12 protein-coding genes are annotated in these 15,265 nt (G+C 52.2%); 7 read left to right on the top strand and 5 right to left on the bottom strand.

Annotation, left to right across the window (positions count from 1 at the left end; genetic code table 11):
* Nucleotides 1-314: 314 nt before the first annotated feature.
* From FD25_RS12815 to FD25_RS12795, 5 genes are all read left to right on the top strand, one after another.
* The gene (locus FD25_RS12815) at nt 315-1,949 is read left to right on the top strand and encodes a peptide ABC transporter substrate-binding protein (protein WP_057804645.1); all 1,635 of its coding nucleotides are present in this window, start codon (nt 315-317) and stop codon (nt 1,947-1,949) included.
* 204 nt (nt 1,950-2,153) lie between these two features.
* Complete coding sequence (gene opp3b / locus FD25_RS12810; RefSeq protein ID WP_057804644.1) at nt 2,154-3,083, top strand: oligopeptide ABC transporter permease; 930 nt, start codon at nt 2,154-2,156, stop codon at nt 3,081-3,083.
* Between the two features lie 11 nt (nt 3,084-3,094).
* Complete coding sequence (locus tag FD25_RS12805; protein ID WP_057804643.1) at nt 3,095-4,123, top strand: ABC transporter permease; 1,029 nt, start codon at nt 3,095-3,097, stop codon at nt 4,121-4,123.
* A gap of 13 nt (nt 4,124-4,136) precedes the next feature.
* A complete protein-coding gene (locus FD25_RS12800) occupies nt 4,137-5,237 on the top strand; it encodes an ABC transporter ATP-binding protein (protein WP_057804846.1) in 1,101 nt (366 codons plus the stop codon).
* Complete coding sequence (locus FD25_RS12795) at nt 5,237-6,196, top strand: ABC transporter ATP-binding protein (RefSeq protein WP_083484175.1); 960 nt, start codon at nt 5,237-5,239, stop codon at nt 6,194-6,196. Before FD25_RS12800 ends, FD25_RS12795 begins: the two co-directional genes overlap by 1 nt.
* A gap of 140 nt (nt 6,197-6,336) precedes the next feature.
* Here the strand turns inward: FD25_RS12795 and FD25_RS12790 are convergent, their stop codons facing one another.
* The 3 genes from FD25_RS12790 to FD25_RS12780 all read right to left on the bottom strand — a co-directional run bounded on the left by FD25_RS12790 (nt 6,337) and on the right by FD25_RS12780 (nt 8,328).
* Entirely contained in the window at nt 6,337-6,846 is a 510-nt protein-coding gene (locus tag FD25_RS12790; RefSeq protein WP_057804641.1) for a DUF2798 domain-containing protein, read from the bottom strand.
* 71 nt (nt 6,847-6,917) lie between these two features.
* The gene (locus tag FD25_RS12785; RefSeq protein ID WP_057804640.1) at nt 6,918-7,349 is read right to left on the bottom strand and encodes a nuclear transport factor 2 family protein; all 432 of its coding nucleotides are present in this window, start codon (nt 7,347-7,349) and stop codon (nt 6,918-6,920) included.
* A 94-nt stretch (nt 7,350-7,443) separates the two neighbouring features.
* Nucleotides 7,444-8,328 (bottom strand): LysR family transcriptional regulator, encoded by an 885-nt coding sequence (locus FD25_RS12780; protein ID WP_057804639.1) that lies wholly within the window; start codon nt 8,326-8,328, stop codon nt 7,444-7,446.
* Nucleotides 8,329-8,435: 107 nt separating this feature from the next.
* Between FD25_RS12780 and FD25_RS12775 the strand changes: the two genes are divergently transcribed.
* Nucleotides 8,436-10,088: a malolactic enzyme gene (locus FD25_RS12775; RefSeq protein WP_263862326.1), complete on the top strand. Its 1,653-nt coding sequence runs from the start codon at nt 8,436-8,438 to the stop codon at nt 10,086-10,088.
* Nucleotides 10,089-10,208: 120 nt separating this feature from the next.
* On the opposite strand, the gene FD25_RS12770 is transcribed toward FD25_RS12775, so the two are convergent.
* Together FD25_RS12770 and FD25_RS12765 are read right to left on the bottom strand one after the other, a co-directional pair.
* A complete protein-coding gene (locus tag FD25_RS12770) occupies nt 10,209-10,874 on the bottom strand; it encodes a histidine phosphatase family protein (protein ID WP_057804637.1) in 666 nt (221 codons plus the stop codon).
* 48 nt (nt 10,875-10,922) lie between these two features.
* Nucleotides 10,923-12,779, bottom strand: a complete 1,857-nt coding sequence (locus tag FD25_RS12765) for a cation:proton antiporter family protein (RefSeq protein ID WP_057804636.1) — start codon at nt 12,777-12,779, stop codon at nt 10,923-10,925.
* Nucleotides 12,780-12,949: 170 nt separating this feature from the next.
* On the opposite strand from FD25_RS12765, the gene helD reads away from it, so the two are divergent.
* Nucleotides 12,950-15,262 carry an RNA polymerase recycling motor HelD gene (gene helD, locus FD25_RS12760; protein WP_057804635.1) on the top strand — a complete coding sequence of 771 codons (2,313 nt, stop codon included), beginning with the start codon at nt 12,950-12,952 and terminating at the stop codon, nt 15,260-15,262.
* Nucleotides 15,263-15,265 lie beyond the last annotated feature (3 nt).

The raw sequence follows: 15,265 nt of genomic DNA, 5'->3' as shown, positions 1-15,265 counted from the left end.
ATGTATTATCGAAGCTCGCCGCTCGATTGTCGACCGGCGAGCTTCCTTAATCATCAGAGTGAATAATCGGGGGTGAAACTTAGTCAATTCCTGTATATGGTATACAGAAGTGGCAAATTAAATACACTTAAAATGTGACATCGGATTTTAATTTTTATTTTAAAACATTGTTATAACGGTATTTCTATTCGATTTAACTGAATAAATTAAATCCAACCATTGATTTTAATTGTTTTCTAATATACAATTGGAACCATCAAATTTGAGGTTGTCAATTTATTTGGCACAACCAGGATAGAGGGGTTGGATTTTCAATGAGGATCAATTCAGCAGTCAAGTTAGGGACCGTGGCCACGTTTGCCGCCATTGTGTTGGCAGCGTGTGGCTCGTCGTCGAGCTCAAGTAGTACCAGTGCGGCGAAGGGACAAACTCTGAATTGGATGGAAGCGTCTGCGCTGCCATCCATGGATATTTCTAAGGCGACCGACCAGGTTTCGGGGGAAACCATGAACAACACGGGTGAAGGACTCTTGCGGATTGGCAAGAACAACAAGTTAACGCCCGGGGTCGCCAAGAGCTACAGCAAGTCAAAGGATGGGACTGTCTATACCTTTAACCTGCGGAAGTCCAAGTGGAGTAACGGGGATCCCGTCACTGCCCAGAACTTCGTGTACTCCTGGCAACGGACGGTGAACCCGAAGACCGCTTCGCAATACGCGTACCTCTTAGCACCCGTTAAGAACGCCGACGCTATTTCGAAGGGTAAAAAGGCCGTGTCAACCTTAGGTATTCAGGCCCAGGGTAAGTATAAGGTCGTGGTCACGTTGACCAAAGCGACCGCTTACTTCCCATCCCTAGTGGCGAGCCCAACCTTCTTCCCCCAGAACGCTTCTGTGGCGAAGAAGTACGGCAGCAAGTACGCCACGACTGCTCAGGCTAACGTTTACAACGGGCCATTCAAGTTGACTTACTGGACCGGGACTTCCGATAACTGGTCGATGAGTAAGAATGCTAACTACTGGAACGCCAAGAATGTTAAACTGAAGAAGATTAATTTCAAGACGATGAAGGATCCTCAAACGGCCTTGAGTCAGTACCAAAGCGGTAAGTTAGATGCCACTTATTTGAGTGGCCAACAACCCAAGAACTACAAGAACAGTAAGGAATACGTTGAACGGAAATCAGCCGGAACCTTCTACTTGGAACTTAACGAAAAGAAGGACTCCATGCTGCGTAACAAGCACGCACGGCAAGCCTTATCTATGGCCATCAACCGGAACCAATTCATTAACAAGGTCTTAGAAGACGGTTCTACGCCGGCCAAGGGTGTGGTTGCCACGGGCTTAGCTTCCTATAAGGGGAAAGATTTCACTGACGTCGCGAACGTTAAGTCTGCCTCAACGCAGAACTTAGCCCAAGCTAAGAAGTTGTGGAAACAAGCCTTAAAGGAAACTGGCCGGAAGAACTATTCGTTGACCTTTATGGCCGACGATACGCCAGCCGGTAAGAACGCGGCCGAATTCATCCAGAGTCAATGGGCCAAGTTACCGAACCTGAAGGTCACCAACCAGAACTTACCATTCAAGACACGGTTAAGCCGTTCTCAAAATGGCCAATTCGACGTGGTGGCCACGGCTTGGGGCGCTGACTTCCCAGATCCTATTTCCTTCCTGCAATTGTTTACGTCTGACAACGCGTACAACAACGGGAAATGGAAGTCTGCGGCTTACGACAAAGACATCGCCAACGCTAATGGTAAAGATGCCAACAACGAAGGTGCCCGGTGGAACGACATGGTCAACGCCCAAAAGACGTTGCTTAACGACCAAGGGGTCATTCCGTTCTATCAACAAGGGAAAGCGCAACTGGTTAAGTCCAACGTTAAGGGCTTGATTTACTTCCCAACCGGCGCTAACTGGGACTTCAGTAAGACTTACATCGCCAAGTAATTGACGACTCATGCACAGGGTTTTTGCTTATGAGCCGGGCGACCGACTCATAAGCTTTATCGGGGAGTAAGGATCAACCGCCGTTGGTCCTTACTCTTCGATGTTATAGCAATCATTTATCATCTTGTTGTTTTTTGATAGTTTTTATTAAGTTGTGGAACTTATTATGGTAACGAATAAGTCTACTGATTGAGAGGTAAACAAATGGCAAAATACCTAGCAAAGCGGATCTTCTACTTGATCCTGACCTTATTCATCGTGATTACCGTAACGTTTTTCCTGATGAAGCTGCTTCCCGGGACGCCATTGACCAACCAAGCCAAGCTGTCCAAGAGCCAAATTGCGTTGATTTATCAGCAATATGGGTTGGATAAGCCGGTTTGGCAGCAATACGTGCTGTACCTAGCCGGGGCAGTGAAGGGGAACTTCGGGACGTCATTCCAATTCAGTGACCAACCGGTTTCTTACCTGATTTCCAGTCGGATTGAACCCTCCTTGCAGATTGGGCTGCAAGCCATCATCGTTGGGGTCATCGTGGGGATCGTCATCGGGGCGTTTGGCGCGATGAAGCAAAACAGTTGGGTCGATACGTCGGCCACGGTGGTCTCTATTTTAGGGATCTCCATTCCATCCTTCGTGTTGGCGGTCTTGTTACAGTACTACCTGGGGTTAAAACTTGGGTGGTTCCCAATCGCCGAATGGGGCGGCTTTAGTTATACCGTGCTCCCAACCTTAGCGTTGGCCGCGGCACCACTAGCCGAATCTGCGCGGTTCGTGCGAACCGAAATGGTCGATGTGTTGAGTTCGGACTACATTGAGTTGGCGAAGGCCAAGGGGCTCAGTCGGATGGGCGTGATTTACCATCACGCGTTGCGGAACAGTTTGATTCCGCTGATCACCATCGTGGGGCCGTTAGCCGTTAACATCATGACCGGGTCGATGGTTGTGGAAAACATCTTCTCGATTCCCGGGATTGGGGAACAATTCGTCAAGTCCGTCTTGACCAACGACTACCCAACCATCATGGGGCTGACCATCGTCTACTCCTTTATGTTGTGTGTCGTGCTGCTGATCACCGATATCCTTTACGGAATCGTTGATCCGCGGATTCGGATTACAGGAAAGGCTAACTAGGAGGTAAATAAATGGCAGATACAGTAAAACTCCCAGAAGATAGCTTTAAGCCGATGACGCCGGCCGAACGGCAAGCGCTCGACAGTGAAAAAATTGCTGCCCCATCGCTGACGTTCCGGCAAGATGCTTGGCGTCGACTGAAGAAAAACAAGGGGGCCTGGGTGTCCCTCATCGTCTTGGCAATTATCTTTATCATGGCTTTCGGGTCATTGGTCGTCTCACCGCATAACCCCAACGCCGTTAACCCGTCGTATGCGAACTTACCGTCTAAGATTCCGGGAGTGGGCATTAACGGGTTTAACGGAACCTTGGTCCAAGCGGGCCAACGGGTCGACGCTTACAAGCAAGCCGGGGCCAGTGCCGGGACCTACTACATCATGGGGACCGACTACTTAGGTCGGGACTTGTTCTCCCGGGTTCTTTACGGGACACGGATTTCCCTGATTATTGCGTTAGTCGCCACCCTGTTTGATTTGACCATCGGGGTGACTTACGGGATGATCTCCGGCTGGAAGGGTGGTCGCGTTGACACCATCATGCAGCGGATCATCGAAATTATTTTGTCCATTCCTAACCTGGTCGTCATCGTCCTGCTGATTTTAATCTTAAAACCCGGGATGACCTCGATCATTATCGCCATCGCGCTGACGTCGTGGGTCAACATGGCCCGACTAGTCCGAGCGCAAACGTTGGAGTTAAAGGAGCAGGAATTCATCCTAGCGGCCAGAACCTTGGGGGAAAGTTCCATGAAAATTTCCTTCAAGCACTTGTTGCCCAACCTGTCGAGTGTGATCATCATTAACACGATGTTTACCATTCCTAACGCCATCTTCTTCGAAGCCACCTTGTCCTATATCGGAATCGGGATTTCCTCACCACAGGCTTCACTAGGGACGTTGTTGAACGATGGGCAAAAGAACTTCCAGTTCTTGCCGTATCAGATGTGGTGGCCCGCGTTGATTCTTTCCATTATCATGTTAGCCTTTAACCTCTTAGGTGATGGGCTGCGGGACGCCTTTGATCCACGGACGAAAGAGTAGGTGAATGCACGTCATGGATAACGAAAAAGATATTTTGGAAGTCCGGAACTTACAGGTGAACTTCAAAACCTACGCCGGGGACGTTAAAGCGATTCGGAACGTTAACTTTGACCTGCGGAAGGGTGAAACGTTAGCCATCGTGGGGGAATCTGGGTCAGGTAAGTCCGTCACCACGCGGACCATCATGGGGTTAAACGCCTCGAACGCCCGGATCACTAGTGGGTCCATTATGTATAAGGGCCAGGACTTATTAAAGAAATCAGAAAAAGAAATGCAAGCCATTCGGGGCCAAGACATTGCCGAAATTTTCCAGGATCCCATGACTTCGTTGGATCCCACCATGCGGATCGGTCGCCAAATCGCCGAACCATTGATGGTCCACAAGGGCATGAAGAAGGAAAAGGCCTTGAAACAAGCCCTCGAAATGATGAAGTTAGTCGGGATTACCGATGCTGAAAATCGGATGAACGATTATCCGCACCAATTCTCCGGGGGGATGCGGCAACGGATCGTGATTGCGATTGCCTTGATCAACTACCCAGAGGTGCTGATCGCCGACGAACCAACCACTGCGTTGGACGTGACGATTCAGGCGCAAATTCTGAATTTGATGAAGGAATTGCAAGACAAGATTTCGACGTCGATCATCTTTATCACGCATGACTTGGGTGTCGTGGCCGGCATGGCCGACCGGGTCGCCGTCATGTATGCCGGGAAGATTGTTGAATACGGGACTGTGGATGAAATCTTCTACAACCCGAAGCACCCGTACACGTGGGGCTTGTTGAGCTCGATGCCGACCTTGGATACTAAGGGTGACGAATTGCCATCCATTCCCGGGACGCCACCGGACTTGCTGGATCCACCAACCGGGGACGCCTTTGCGGCTCGGAACCAGTACGCCTTAAAGATCGATACGGAAAAGGAACCGCCGTTCTTCAAGGTTTCCGATACGCACTACGCGGCCACCTGGTTACTCCATCCGGACGCACCGAAGGTCACGCCCCCCGCACAAATCGTGGCGCGCCAAGAGAAGTACGCCACGATGCAGAAGGACTTGTTAGCCCAACAACAGCAACACGGACCCGTTGAAGAAGAGGAGGAAAAGCAATAATGGACTACGAAAATGCCAAAAAAATCCTCGAGGTCAAGCACCTCAAACAATACTTCAACGTGGGCAAAGCCGATGAAGTCCGCGCGGTTGATGATATTTCGTTTGATATTTACAAGGGTGAAACCTTTGGGTTAGTCGGCGAATCCGGTTCCGGGAAAACCACGACTGGTCGGGCGATTATTCATTTGTACGAACCGACGTCTGGTGAAATCTTATTTGACGGCAAGAACGTCGATAACTTTACCAGTAAGGAAGAACGCCACGAATTTCACCAAGACATGCAGATGATTTTCCAAGACCCGTACGCGTCACTCAATCCGCGGATGAAGGTCAAGGACATCGTGGCGGAAGGCATCGACATTAACCACCTGGCGAAAGACGATGCCGACCGGACCAACCAAGTGGAAACGCTGCTGGAAACCGTGGGCCTGAACAAGGACCACTCCAGTCGGTATCCCCACGAATTCTCTGGGGGGCAACGGCAACGGATCGGGATTGCCCGGGCCTTAGCCGTGCACCCCAAGTTCGTGATCGCCGATGAACCGATTTCCGCGTTGGACGTATCGATTCAGGCTCAGGTGGTCAACTTGATGAAGAAGTTGCAGCGGGAACAGGACTTAACGTACCTGTTTATCGCGCATGATTTGTCGATGGTCAAGTACATTTCCGACCGGATTGGGGTCATGCACTACGGTCGGATGTTGGAAATTGCCGATGCCGACGAAATCTACGCGCACCCGTTACACGACTACACCAAGAGCCTGTTGTCCGCCGTTCCCGTGCCGGATCCCGAATTCGAACGGACGCGTCAAGAGATTCACTACGATGCGAAGAACGAAAACGATGGCAAGGAACGTCACTTAGTCGAAATTTCCCCCCATCATTACGTGCGGGCGGCCGACGATGAGATTGCAATGTATAAACAACGGGCGCACGAAGCCTCGTTAATTAAAGATTAGTCTCCTGTGAGGGACGCTAAAAAGGACTTGCCGGCTGGCAAGTCCTTTTTAGCGGTTACGGGGCGGTCGCGGGCGTGGGTCCCGGACCAAAGAAAAACGCCACCCCTACACTGATTGGTAGCGGTGACGTTTAGTTAGGTTTAGTCTTCTAAAGTTTTGGCGGTTGCTTCCGCGGTCGCCTTGGCGGCGGTCCGCCGTTGGACGGCGCCCAAGATGGCCCGCGCAATGGGCCCGACAATTAAGAGTTGGAGGGGTAACGCCATGAAGAGGTTAAAAATCCAGGTGTGCAGGTAGGTTAACCCAGGGTTGGCCCCGAAGTTTTGGGTCACGACCATGCCGAATAACGACATCAGGGTCACCATGCCGGCCACCATCAGACACGAGATGGTCAGAGCAATCCGGATTTGCTTTTGTTTCATATAATCGTTAATGATGAAGTGAAAAAAGAGATATTTGACGCCGGGACCGATGATCCCGAGATCACAGATGGCAGCGACAATTAGCGCTAACGGGTAGCCAACCAGGACTTCCCGGAGGTAGTGGTGGCCGAAGCCGTCGGTTAAGGCGATGTTGTAGCCCGCCATGACTAAGACCATGAGACCGGCCATGACAGCGGTGAATAGTAGTTCTTCTTTGAAATTTTTAGGCATGAGTTGCTCCTTGGTTAAATTTCCCACGAGCAATTAGCGTACCACACCTCAAAAAATTTCGTAAGTCTTTTTTAGGCCAGGGGATGGACGTCTTCGATTAACAGGTGGGCCTGCCGCTGTTGGATGGCCCAATTGTGGTCGATAAAGGCGTACTGGTCGTCGTAGCGTACGCTGTAATCGGTCAGCACTTGATCTTTAACCACCTTGATCTGGGCGTACAAGACCCCACTGGCCGTATTCTCGTCGGCATCTAAAGTGATCAGGTGAGGTCCGTTGAGGGTAAAGACCGTCTCCACGGTTTGGGCGTGTTGCGTGAATAGGGTTTTCAGGGCGGACCGACCGGTAGCTTCGGCGATCACGGTACCGTGCTGGTCGACCCGATAAGTCCCGTCTGCGGCCATTAAGTCGAGTTGCTGGTCGATTTTACGGTCGTCGCTCAGCACGGCCCACTGGTTGACCAACCGATCCAAGATAAGATTACTTTCTGCTTCACCATACGTCATAAGTTAAAACGCTCCTTTTTAGTCTTTAGGTTCTATTTAACCACCAACCCCGGCCGCTGTCAGTAGACGGGAACTAATTAGGGGACTGGCCGGGCTAACGGCGTAAGGCCTGGGTTAAAACGGTCAGTACTTGTTGTTGCGCGGGTGTCAGGACGTGGGTGGTCTGGTACACGATGCTGGCGATGAATTCGGGTGGTTCGTCGTCCAAAAGGTCTAAGCGAACCACATCGTTGCGGGGTTGATCGACGATGCTGGTTAAAAAGGTGATGCCAACGTTGGCGGCCACCAGGTTCATGATCACGTGGGTGTCGTTGGCGCGGTAGACCACGTCGGGCCGAAAGTGGTTGCGCCGGGACAATTGATTGAAGGCGGTGTTGTGCACGAAGTCGGCCGTAAATAAAATAAAGTGTTCGTGGCGTAGTTCACTGAAGGTTACCCGTTGCCGAGTTGCTAAGGGATGCTGACGGGATACGAAGATGGCGAACGGCTGACGGTCGAATTCTTTGGCCAGCAATTTTTGATACGACAGTGGGGCCGTGGACCCTAGAAGTGCAATGTCGGCCTCACCGTTGCGAAGCGCGCGGCGCAAGGTGACTGAGCCACCCTCGATGGTTCGAATGTTTGCCAACATCCCGTGGGCTTGTAGTTGCGCGGCAATTTGCGGGAAGTAATGGGTCTCGATGATGGGTGGGAGGGCCAGGACGGTCTGCTGCTGGGTCAGTCGGGTGATCTCCTGACGAGCGACTGTCAGCTCGTTTAGAATCGATTCGGCGTGCGTCAGGAGTTGTTGACCGGTGGCGGTGACGGTCAGTTGATTATGCACCCGGTCGCGCTGGATTAATTTAGTGCCGTAGTCGGTTTCCAGCCGTTTAAGCGCCATGGTGATGGTGGGTTGGGTCACGTGAAAATAATCGGCGACTTTGGAAAAACTTTTTTGCTGAATTAATTGATAGAAATAAGCTAAGTCTTTTGTATTCATTTGAAACCCCTCTAATTCGGCATTGATAACCCTATTATAAATTATATTGATGTAACGGTCGATAGTTGACTATAAGATTTCACCACGCCTATAGTGGGACTTGTGAAATCAAACGAACGGAGGAACTTAATATGGCACAACGCGCAGATGAAATTTTAAATAACCCATTTTTGAATAAAGGCACGGCGTTCACTCAGGCTGAACGGCAGACCCTCGGGCTAGTGGGGACCCTGCCGAGTCAGGTTCAGACCATCGCCGAGCAGGCGCAACAGGCGTACCTGCAGTTCCAAAACCGGCCGACCAACCTTGCCAAGCGGCTGTATCTGATGGACCTCTTTAACGAGAACCGGACCCTATTCTTCCACTTGATGGCCGAACACGTCACGGAATTCATGCCCATCGTCTACGATCCCACGGTATCCGATTCGATTGAATCGTACAGTCACCTGTTTAAGGACCCGCAGGACGCCGCGTTTATCTCGGTCGACGCGCCCGATGATATTGAAGCCACGCTCCGCAACGCCGCCAACGGTCGGGATATTCGGTTGGTCGTGGTGACCGACGCCGAGGGAATCTTAGGTATCGGTGACTGGGGCGTCGACGGGGTCGACATCGCCGTGGGAAAACTGATGGTCTACACGGCCGCCGCGGGGATCAATCCGGCCCAGGTCTTGGCCGTCAGTATCGACGCCGGCACCAATAACCAAAAACTCTTGCAAGATCCGCTGTACCTGGGTAACCGGCACGAACGGGTGACCGGGGATGCCTATTACGCGGTCATCGACAAGTTTGTTCAGGCCGAACGACACCTCTTTCCCGAGGCCTTGCTCCACTGGGAAGACTTCGGCCGGGACAACGCCAAGACGATTTTGGATAAGTATAAGGACCGCATGGCGACCTTTAACGACGATATTCAGGGGACCGGAATGGTCGTTCTGGCGGGCTTGCTGGGCGCCTTAAACATCTCCCACGAGGATATTAAGGACCAAAAATTTATGATCTTTGGTGCCGGGACCGCCGGCATGGGGATTGCCAGTCAGATTTTCGACGAGCTGACTCGTACCGGACTGTCCGCGACGGCCGCCAAGCAGCGCATTTACGCCGTGGACAAACAGGGGCTCTTATTCAACGACACGCCGGACCTGACCGCTGCCCAACGGGAATTTACCCGCGACCGGCAGGACTTCAGTAACGCCGAAACGTTAACTAACTTGACCGCTGCCGTTCAAGCCGTGCACCCAACCGTCTTAATTGGGACCTCCACGCAACCAGGCGCCTTTACCGAACAACTGGTCAAAGATATGGCGGCGCACACGGCGCGGCCGATCATCTTCCCGTTATCCAATCCAACTAAGTTAGCGGAGGCGAAGGCCACAGACCTGATTGCCTGGACGGCTGGCCGGGCGTTGGTGGCGACCGGGATTCCGACTCCGGACGTGACGTACAACGGGGTGACCTATCAGATTGGGCAAGGCAACAACGCCCTGATGTATCCGGGATTAGGGTTCGGGTTGATGGCGTCGACGGCGAAGATCTTAAACGGCGAAACTTTATCGGCGGCCTGCCACGCCCTCGGTGGCATTGTCGACACCACGCAACCGGGTGCCGCGGTCTTGCCACCGGTCGCTCAATTAACGGCCTTTTCACAAACTATTGCCGAGGTCGTTGCGCAAAGCGTTCTTGACCAGCAATTGAACCGCGAGCCCATTGCCGATGCCCAACAAGCGGTCGCGGCCATGAAATGGGAACCGGAATACTAACCCGTGGTTGGTAGCGACGGGCAACGCACCACAGAATAGAAGAATTTTTAAGCGTTACTAAAAATCGGGCCCCTCGTCAACTTGCGAGGGACCCGATTTATTAGTCACCGGGTGCGGAACTTACTTTAGTTTACCGGTGGTGTTGTTGTAATAATCGACCTTGTAGTGGCCGTCCTTGACGGTCAGCTTGGTGATGCTACCGTTTTCGACCGGGACGGAAATATCGATCTTTTTGTTAAACTTCGACACGATACTGCGGATGGTGGTACTGTGCGAAGCGATTAACACTTTATCCCCGTCGCTGGCCGCCGCAAGAACGCGGTCTAGGGCCGGTTGAACGCGTGCCCAGAACTCTTCGTTGTTTTCGGCGTCGTGGTAAGGATCCTGAGCTTTAAACATGTCCTTGGTTTTCTCGATGGTCAGTTCCCGGATCATCGCGTTAAAGGAGTTTAACCCGACCGGTGAGCCCACGGCGTGCCAGGTGAAGCCGGAGTCCAGACCTTCGTAGTAGCCGAAGTTTTCTTCACGGAACCCGACTTCGGTTTGGAGGTCGGCTGGCGTTAACGTCTGGTTTGCAGCCAGGATGTGTTGGGCCGTGGTCTGCGCACGGTTGGTGTCGCTAGCGTACGCGGCCGCAAAGGGTAACTGGGCCAGGCGCTCACCGGCGTGGTTGGCGTCGGCAATTCCCTTGTCGGTTAAAGGGGAATCGGACCATCCTTGGATCCGAAAATACTTGTTTAGGTAGGTTTGGCCGTGACGGACCAAATAAAGTTCAACTGTCGCCATCAAATCTCTCCTTCTCTATCAAACGATACGTCCCATTCTAACATAGTCCTAGTTTAAAATTCCCAACTCCCGTCTGATTTCCCGGGCGGTTTCGGGACTACTGGTAAAAATGAGTCGATCGTTAAACTTTAAGGTGGTGGCGCCAGTTGGGCGAATAAAGTGGCGGTCCCGGAAAATCTGACTGATGGTGATGTCGCCCACGAACGGCAACTGGCGAATGGCCTGTTCGGTATAACGTCGGTTGCGGAGGGTGACCTCGTAGACCGTGGTGGCCGAAGACGTCAGTAATTGGGAAGTGGCTGGGGTTTCAATCAGGCTACGTAACATCGCGATGTTGACGTTGGGGGTATTGAAGACCTCAATGCCCAGGTCGGTGAGTTCGTCTTCCCTGGCGTCCAAGACGTTGCGGTCTTCGAACCGGGCGATCACCCGGGAGACCCCGTAAGCCTTCGCCGCCTTAGCGAGTTGGTAGTTCTTGGTGGCGTTAAAGTGACCTAAAACGACAATATCGGCGTCAAAAGCATTCTGTTGTTCCACGTCGGCAGGTTCCAGGGTGTCGAGCAAGTCGACGGAAACTTCGGAATTGTAGGTACGGTAATTGGCGGCTTTGTCGGTGTACATGCTGATGGTGTACCAGCTCTTGGCCAGTTGCTGGGCGACCGGGACCGTCCAGAGGTTGGTGCCAATGAAGTGCACGGTGGTCTTCTTGAGGTCTTCGGCTTCGGCTACGTAACTTAAGTTAAAGACCAGCGGCCCCAGCACACAGGTTAAAATGGCGGCGAGAAGAAAGGCACCGGATTGTTGAGTCGTTACGGCGTGCATGGTCTTGGCAACTTGTAAGACGGCTAACACCATGGTGATGGTGACACTGGAGATAGCCGCACCGGCCAACGAATTTTGCCGTTTGAACCGTAGCCGTAAGATGGCGTAGACGGCCACCTTGGCCAGCAGGTAGGCGGCAAAGAAGGCCGGGATCAACAGCAGGGTGGCCGGTTGGGCCAATAACTGACGGAGGTTGAGGTCGGCGCCACTCATCATGAAGAAGATGGGGATGAAGAAGCCGTAACCGATCCCGTCGAGGCGGACCTTGGTGTCTTCGTGGGGTTGCAAGAGTTTCATCACGATTCCGGCGACAAAGGCCCCCAGAATCCCCTCGGCGCCCACGGATTCGGCAATGACTACCAGGCTAAAGATCAGAAAGAAGGCTAGCCGGATATCTAGCTGCGTGGTCGATTTGTTGATCCGTTCGTAGAAGTTGAAGAACGGTTTGAACCGTAGGAAAAGAATTCCGGCGGCCAGGAAGATGAGGAGTAACAGCCACAACGACCGACTGTGGCTACCAAAGATGGACGCGTAGAGGGTCAGGGCGAATAACGGGACAATTTCTCCTAACGCGGCAATCAGTAGAATGGTCTGGCCGAACGGTTTACTGAGCAGTTCCTTTTCCTTTAGCGTCGCAATCACGATGCCTAGCGAAATGGTCATGAAGATGATGGCCGCTAGCCAGGGATCCTTGAACAATCCCAGCCAGACGCAACCCCACCCCAGAACGAGCGCGAGAATCACGATGCTGACGTAGCTGGTCACGGCTAGAAAGACCGGTGAATATTTGGGCGCCTGACTGGCAACCTTGGCGGCAAGCGGCGTTTGGGGCACCCGTCGGCGGTTAAAGAGGCTAAAGTCGATTTCCATCCCACTTAAAAACAGGAGGAAAATTACCCCCGTGTTGGAAAGCAAAGTCAGCGTGGTGTTACTGTGGACCAGGTTGAAGGCGCTGGGGCCCAGCAAGATGCCCACCAGAATTTCTACCACGGCAGTTGGTAAGATACTTAGACGTAACCAAGCCATGGTTAAGGGCGTCACTAGCGCCGCTGTTAAAATGATTAATAGTGATAATTGATCCATCAAAGCCACCCCCGAAATGTTAGGTCCATTATAGCAAAAAAATGGGCAAAATCTGTGTCGGGGCTTGCGGGCAGAATCCTTTATTTGTCGCGGAAATAAGTGTAATATGGTTAGGCGAATTATGACAAATTGACGGTTACTGTGTCCAGGTTTAGCGAGGAGGAATTCTATTGGCAGACTCAATTAAAGCCCAAGAGCAAAAACATTTGGATATGGTCGTTGCCAAGATCAAGGTCGCCCAAGCAGCGGCGAAAAAACGAATCGACGTGGCCGAGAACGATGAAGCGGGGATTCGGAAAAACTTTGTCAACGATCTACGGCTGAAGACGGATAGTTATGAAGGCATCATGGAAACGGCCCTGTCCGTGCGGCAACAGCAACAAATGTTGGCCGAACGTCAAAACAGCTGGCAACACGCCACAACGGAATTAAGTACCTTAAAGCGGTTAGAGCAGCGGGCCTATTTTGCCCGGATTGATTTTCAGGAAAATCCCACGGCCAAGCCGGAAACCATCTATATCGGCTTAGGCTCGTTTTCCGATACGCCCGACCACTTTCTGATTTACGATTGGCGGGCCCCCATCTCCAGTATTTACTATGACGGGGAATTGGGCGCGGTCAGCTACCAGACGCCGGACGGTCAACAGACCGTCGACGTTCAATTAAAGCGGCAGTTTCAGATCGAAGACGGGAGTATCATCACCCTCTACGATACCGATCAGACCGTGACCGACCAGATGCTCCTATCGGCATTGAGTGAACATTCCGACACGCACATGAAGAGTATCGTCACCACGATTCAAAAGGAACAAAACCAGATTATCAGAGACACCAAGTCCGACCTCCTCTTCGTACAGGGGGCGGCAGGGTCCGGTAAGACCGCGGCCATCTTACAACGGGTGGCCTTTCTCCTGTACCGTTACCGGGGCAAGTTAAATGCCGGGCAGGTCATCTTGTTTTCACCTAACCAGTTATTTAACGATTACATCGACCAAGTGCTTCCCGAACTAGGGGAACATAACATGGTTCAGATGACCTATTATCAGTACGCGGGACGGCGGTTACCAAAGATTGACATCGAAACGCTGGCGCAACGGTTTGCCGAAACCAATACGCCGGTCCAAAAGCGAATCAACGCCTTAAAGGGGAGTCTCGCCTTCTTTAACGCGGTGACCGAGTATGCCGATCACCTGGAACAACGCGACATGGTCTTTAGAAACATCGTGTTCCAGGGGAAGGTCTTTATCCCGAAGGAAAAGATTCAGGAGATCTACTACAGTTTTAACCGCAACTATCACTTGGGCAACCGGCTTCAGGCGACGAAGGAAGCGCTGATTCGAATTTTAAATCGCCGCATCTCCAGTGAAATGAAGAGTAAGTGGGTTGAAGAAACCATTCAGGACCTGAGTAAGGAACAGTTGGATAGCCTGTACGGCGACCATCCCCGTGAGTTCGATTCGGCCGACAAGGAATTTCAATTCTTAGCCCGGCGAGTGGTTATGAGCTCGCTAGATCCCGTACGAAAGGCCATTGTGCGAGCACGGTTCTTGAGTATTAACAACCAGTACGTCCATATGTTACGTCAGATGCCGGAACGAATTGATTTAGCCCATTATCAGTTGACCCTCAAGGACTGGCAGGCGAGTGTGGACACCACCGTGGCGGCTTTACGCGACCACCGGATGCAACTGCTCGATACCACGCCGTACCTGTACCTGTACGACAAGATGGCCGGTAAGGCGGGGGAACGGGATATGCGTTACGTCTTTTTGGACGAGATTCAAGACTATAACGCCTTCCAGCTGGCCTTCTTGAAGGCGACCTTCCCGCGGGCCCGGTTTACCATGCTGGGGGACCTGAACCAGGCCATTTTCACCAAGGAAAACAGTCACACGTTTCTTCACGAACTCAGTACCATGTTTGACCCGGATAAGACCCGGGTGGTTCAGTTGACGCGGTCGTACCGCTCGACGCAACAGGTGACCGACTTTACTAAACACATTTTGAAGAACGGTGAGGCTGTGACCTCGTTTGCGCGGGAAGGCGAGTTACCCACGATTACCGTGGCGGCCGACGAAACTGCGGCGTTAGCCCGAGTCAAGGCGGAGCTCCAACGGAATGCGGCCGATCACGAGACCACGGCCATCATTGGCAAAGATTTGGCCGATTGTCGCCATCTGACCGAGGTTTTGAAGGCCGACGGGATAGCGGTTACGCTGATTCAGTCGGAAAATCAACGTCTGGCGCCCGGGGTCATCGTGGTGCCGTCCTTCCTGGCCAAGGGACTAGAATTCGACGCCGTGATTGTTTGGGAAGCGTCACAGAGTCGCTACAGTGCTGACGACGAACGGCAGCTCCTGTATACGATCTGTTCACGGGCGATGCACCGGCTAAGCCTGGTGGCCATCGATCAATTATCACCATTATTGAGCGATGTACCGACCGACGAGTTTGAGTTGGTGGCGGCCGAAGAGCAGGCCTAACAA

This window comes from Levilactobacillus acidifarinae DSM 19394 = JCM 15949 (genome assembly GCF_001434835.1).
GTDB lineage: Bacteria > Bacillota > Bacilli > Lactobacillales > Lactobacillaceae > Levilactobacillus > Levilactobacillus acidifarinae.
The sequence above is the reverse complement of the archived record's forward strand: the minus strand, read 5'-3'. Positions and strand labels throughout refer to the sequence as shown.

Coding starts and splice junctions, on each gene's coding strand:
- FD25_RS12815 (WP_057804645.1), top strand. CDS start 315: ATGAGGATCAATTCAGCAGTCAAGTTAGGGACCGTGGCCACGTTTGCC.
- opp3b (WP_057804644.1), top strand. CDS start 2,154: ATGGCAAAATACCTAGCAAAGCGGATCTTCTACTTGATCCTGACCTTA.
- FD25_RS12805 (WP_057804643.1), top strand. CDS start 3,095: ATGGCAGATACAGTAAAACTCCCAGAAGATAGCTTTAAGCCGATGACG.
- FD25_RS12800 (WP_057804846.1), top strand. CDS start 4,137: ATGGATAACGAAAAAGATATTTTGGAAGTCCGGAACTTACAGGTGAAC.
- FD25_RS12795 (WP_083484175.1), top strand. CDS start 5,237: ATGGACTACGAAAATGCCAAAAAAATCCTCGAGGTCAAGCACCTCAAA.
- FD25_RS12790 (WP_057804641.1), bottom strand. CDS start 6,846: ATGCCTAAAAATTTCAAAGAAGAACTACTATTCACCGCTGTCATGGCC.
- FD25_RS12785 (WP_057804640.1), bottom strand. CDS start 7,349: ATGACGTATGGTGAAGCAGAAAGTAATCTTATCTTGGATCGGTTGGTC.
- FD25_RS12780 (WP_057804639.1), bottom strand. CDS start 8,328: ATGAATACAAAAGACTTAGCTTATTTCTATCAATTAATTCAGCAAAAA.
- FD25_RS12770 (WP_057804637.1), bottom strand. CDS start 10,874: ATGGCGACAGTTGAACTTTATTTGGTCCGTCACGGCCAAACCTACCTA.
- FD25_RS12765 (WP_057804636.1), bottom strand. CDS start 12,779: ATGGATCAATTATCACTATTAATCATTTTAACAGCGGCGCTAGTGACG.